This is a genomic window from Streptomyces sp. NPDC058469, from assembly GCF_042721125.1.
Classification (GTDB): domain Bacteria; phylum Actinomycetota; class Actinomycetes; order Streptomycetales; family Streptomycetaceae; genus Streptomyces.
The window spans coordinates 1-4,596 of record NZ_JBHXME010000314.1 but is presented as its reverse complement, the minus strand read 5'-3'; the positions used below and the strand labels follow the sequence as shown (position 1 = coordinate 4,596).

2 protein-coding genes and 1 pseudogene are annotated in these 4,596 nt (G+C 74.3%); 1 reads left to right on the top strand and 2 read right to left on the bottom strand.

Annotation, left to right across the window (positions count from 1 at the left end):
* Positions 1–412: pseudogene (locus ACFWP5_RS51890) on the top strand (hypothetical protein); the annotation flags it as partial.
* A 12-nt stretch (positions 413–424) separates the two neighbouring features.
* On the opposite strand, the gene ACFWP5_RS51885 reads toward ACFWP5_RS51890, so the two are convergent.
* On the bottom strand, positions 425–1,381 hold the full coding sequence (locus tag ACFWP5_RS51885) for an ABC transporter ATP-binding protein (protein ID WP_384174290.1): 957 nt from the start codon (positions 1,379–1,381) through the stop codon (positions 425–427).
* Between the two features lie 142 nt (positions 1,382–1,523).
* On the bottom strand, positions 1,524–4,235 hold the full coding sequence (locus tag ACFWP5_RS51880; protein WP_384174287.1) for an FtsX-like permease family protein: 2,712 nt from the start codon (positions 4,233–4,235) through the stop codon (positions 1,524–1,526).
* Positions 4,236–4,596 lie beyond the last annotated feature (361 nt).

Sequence of the window (4,596 nt, the reverse complement as noted above, 5' to 3'; positions counted from 1 at the left end):
GTCGGCGGCCACGGCCGGGGTACCGGCCGCGGTGACCGGCCCGCCGTGGGCCGGGGTACTGCCGCCACGCGGCGGCTGGACCCCCGAGTCCGGCCTGCCGGGCCCGCAGGCACTGCGCGGGATGATCGCGGCCGGAGTCGCCGAATTCCGCTCCCGCACCCAGGAGTTGACCCCCGAGACCCGCACGCGCAGCGAACTCGACCGCATAGGACGGGAGATCTGGTCCCGCACGGTCGGCGACACCTCCCTGCCGGTCCGCGCGGTCCACGCGGCCCAGTCCCTCGGATTCCTCCGCCCCGGCGGGGAGTCGGGCCTCTTCTCGTCGGGCGCATGGCTGCGGCTGCGCACGCCGTACGGCTCGATCGCCGTCCGCAGAGCGGGAATTGGCGCACTCGGCGTCAGCGTGCGCTGAGCGCGCCGTCGGTCACTGCTGCTCGCTGTCGTCGGGCCAGACGCCGATGTGGTCCGGCTCCAGTTCCAGGGCCACCCGGTCCCGCATGGCCAGGGCTTCCGTGTATTCGGCGGGGAGTTGGAGCCGGCCCGCCCGGTCCAGCATGGCGTACTCCCTCGCCACGACCGTCTCGTGGCCCGTCGTCGCGTCGACCTCGCTGCGCCGCAGGACCTCCGTTGAGGTGCGGCCGTCGCGGATGGCGACCGTGCGGCGGACCTCGGTGGCCACCGCCTGGTCGTGGGTGACGATCACGATAGTGGTGCCCAACCGCTCGTTCGCGGTGCGGAACGCGGCGAAGACCTGTTCGGCGGTGTGGGAGTCGAGTTCACCGGTGGGTTCGTCGGCGAGCAGCACGGCCGGGGCGTTGGCGAGGGCCACCCCGATCGCCACCCGCTGCTGCTGACCGCCCGACAGCTCCCGCGGACGCCGGTCACGACAGTCGGCGACCCCCAGCAACTCCAGGAGTTCCAGGGCGCGTTCGGCTTTGGCCCGGCGCCCGGAGCGGATGCCGGACAACTGCATGGGCAGGGCGATGTTCTGAGCCGCCGTCAGATAGGGGAGCAGATTGCGGGAGGTCTGCTGCCAGACGAACCCGACGACCTCACGACGGTAGGCGAGCCGGTCCTTGGCGGTCATCGTGAGCAGGTCCCGGCCGGCGACCCGGGCCGCACCGGCGGTGGGTGTGTCCAGCCCGGCCAGGATGTTCATCAGCGTCGACTTGCCGCTGCCCGAAGCCCCCACCAGGGCCATCAACTCGCCCTCCCTGACCAGGAGATCGAGCCCCTGGAGCGCCTGCACCTCGACCCCGTCCGTGGTGAAGACACGGACCAGCCGGTCGCAGGTGATCAGCGCGTCATGACCGTAGGCGGGCCGGTCGCGGCGCTCCGCGGCACGGGTGGCCAGGTCGGCGAGGCTGGGGTTCGCGGTCATCGACGATCTCCTCGGTCACGGCCGACTGTTCGGCGGAAGCCTTCTGTACGAACGCTTTCTGTACGAACGCTTCTTGTACGAACGCCTTCTGTACGAACGGCTTCCGCAAGAAGGCCATCTTCACGAACGCCATCTCTACGACTCACCGCGCGTCCCCCGCCCTCAACTCCCGTACCGATCCCCGCCGTCCGGACCACCACGCCTGCACCCCCGCGACTCCCACCGCCACCAGCAGCACCCCGATCGCCGGGACGGCCAGCGACACCGGATCGGTTCTCAACTGGGCCTCCGCGACGGGGTTCTGTGCGGACGCCAGGGCCACCGACGTCAGGTCGATGCCGGGGGCGAGCAGACGGATCGTCGCCCAGCCGGTGAGCGCGCCGCCCGCCGCCGCCAACAGGGCCTGGGGCAGGGACTCCAGGACGAGCAGGCGGCGGCCCTGTGCTCGGGTGAGGCCCATCGTGCGGAGGCGGGCCAGGAGGGCGGCGCGCTCCGGGGCCGCGCGCAGGAGGGAGAGGAGGAGGGCCAGTACGGCGTAGCCGGCGCCCGCCGCCACCGCCGCCGTGTAGATGTGCTCGGCGCCGGACTGGAGGGGCGAGTCGACGTACCGGGCGCGTTCCTCGGCCCGTACGGTCACACCGGCCGAGGACCCGGCCGCCTTGCGCAGCGCGGCCCCGCTCACCTGGTCGCCGGTCACCAGCAGCGAGGTCGGGCGGGCCGCCGTACCGGACAGCCCGGCGCGGTCCACGACCAGGAAGTCGGCGCCGGACACGGCCGGGGTCACGTCCCGGACGAGCACGATCCGCACGGTGACCGCGCTGGTGTCCGGCAGCCGCACGAGGAAGGGGCGCGTGCCGTACGCGGTCGCCACGGAGGGGGAGGCGAGGGCCGGGAGGACGGTGCCCGAGCCCGCGGGGCGCGTCAACTGCCCCTCGGCGAAGGCTCCCAGGCCCGCGTGGACCGCCAACTCCGCGTAGTCACCGGGGTTCACGCCCACCAGCGGGACCGCGTCCAGACCATCCCGCGGTTTCGCCTCGTCGGTGATGCTCACCTCGGCGAGACCGCGCACCCCCGCCAATCGGCTCACCTGGCCGGGGAGTCGGGCAGGCAGGGGAGCGGTCGCGTCGAGGCGGGCGTCCGCGCCGACGGCGAGGAGCGCCGCGTGGTCGCGGGCGTCGCTCACGCCCGCCAGGACCGAACCGCCGAACGCGGCCGTGGTGAGCGCGGTGAGGAGGGCCAGCAGGGGCAGTACCGCGGAGACGGACGTACGGCCCGCCCGGGCCAGCGACAGATGTCCCACCACACCCCGCAGCCGGCCCGCCGGACGCGCCAGTCGGCGCAGCAGGAACGGATACACGCGCACCAGCACCAGTGCCGCGATCACGCCCACCAACACCGGGGCCAGCGACACCAGTTGATCCCCCGCCGAGCCGGACGTGCCGCGTCTGCGCAGGGCCTCCACCGCGCCGGACGCCACCACCAGCAGGGTGAGCTCGGCGACCGTGCGGCGGCGGGACGGACGTACGGTCGTCACGTCCTCGCGGGGGCCGTGGACGCGGACGACCCGGTGGGTGAGCGCGGCGCGTACGGGGAGCGCTGCGGACGCGGTGAGGGTGACCGCGAGGGCGGCTGCGACGGCGTAGCGACGGCGGTCTCCGGGGAGGGCCAGCAGTGCGGCCGTCAGGCCAAGTGCGCCCGCCGGTACGGCGATCACGGCCGTCTCGGCGAGCAGGCGTGAGGTGAGGCCGCGCAGGGAGGCGCCGCGGGCGCGGAGCAGGGCGAGTTCGGTGCGGCGGCGGTCCGCGGTGAGGCCGCCCGCCATGAGCAGGACGACGACGGCGACCGTGCCGGTGCCGAAGGCCGCGACGGCGGTCAACGGGCGGATGCCGGAGCGGAGTTGGCCGAAGGTGGTGAACACGTCGTCGAGGCCGGTGCTCACGTCGGTGTCGGGGGTGGTGCGGGTGCGGGCGAGTTGGAGGCCGGGGCCCGATTCGAGCGCGGCGACCGCGGTCTTCAGACCGTCCAGGTCGTGGGCGTGCAGGGCGGTCGGGTCGGGCGCCAACTGCCAGTACGGGCCCGGCTTCGCGGAGGTGCCGAGGAGGGCGGGGGCCGCGTCCTGGGCCAGCAACAGGGCGCCCAGCCAGTACTTCGGCCGGTCCGGTGTCGGCAGGGCGACCAGGGTCGGGGTGCGCAGCAGCGGCTGGGTCGACCAGTAGGCGCCGGCGGGGTCGCGCGGGGTGAGGATGCCGGTGACGCGGACGGCGAGCGGGGCGCGTCCCTCGCCGGGCACGTGGATCACCGAACCCACCTTGATGTGCAGGCCGTTGGCGGTCGCCGCGGTGACGGCGGCCTCTATCTCGGGGGTCTGCGTGGTGACTTGGCCGGAGATGCGGGGCAACCGGCCCTGACGTACGGTCGCGTGTCCGGCGAGGTCGCTCTGGGTGGCCGGGTAGACGTGCGCGGGCAGGCCGTTCGGTCGCGGTATCCACGTGTCCGGCACGGCGGGGTCGTCGGCGGGACGCACGCCGTACGCGGACTGGGCCGGGTCGATCACGAGGGGCCGGCCGACGGTGGGGCGGACGTCGTCGTACTGCTTCCGGAGCGCGGCGGAGCGCAGAGCCGCCTCGCGCTGATCCTGCGGCAGCGTGAAGTCTGGCTGTGTGCCGGTCAGTTGGACGGAGGTCCGGTCGGGGCCCGCCTGCCGCGCGGCGTGCCGCAGCCCGGCGTCCTCGTACCGGTCGAGCGCCCGCGGGAACGCGGCGGCCAGACACGCGGTCACCACGACGAGCACCGCCAACGCCCAGGCGGCACCGGGGGCGGAGCGCAGCCGGGTACGGACCCACGGGACGGTCACGGCGACGCCAGGGCCTTCGGCGGCTCCGGGACCCTCGGTGACCCCGGCACCCTCGGCGACCCTGGATCCCTCGGCCGTCCCGGGACCCCCGGCCTTCTCGGAGGCCTCGGCCGTCCCGGAACTCCCGGCCGTCCCGGAGCCCTCAGAGCCCCCGGCCGTCCCGGAGCCCTCGGAGGCCCAGACCGACCCGGAATTCCCGGAATCCTTGGCAACGCCGGACTCCTCGACTGCCCTGGAACTCCCGGCGCCTCCGACTGCCCCGGAACTCTCCGAACCTCCGGAACTCCCGGAACCTCCGGAACTCCCGGAACCTCCGGCCGTCCCGGAACCCCCGGAACCTCCAGCCGTCCCGGACCCCCCG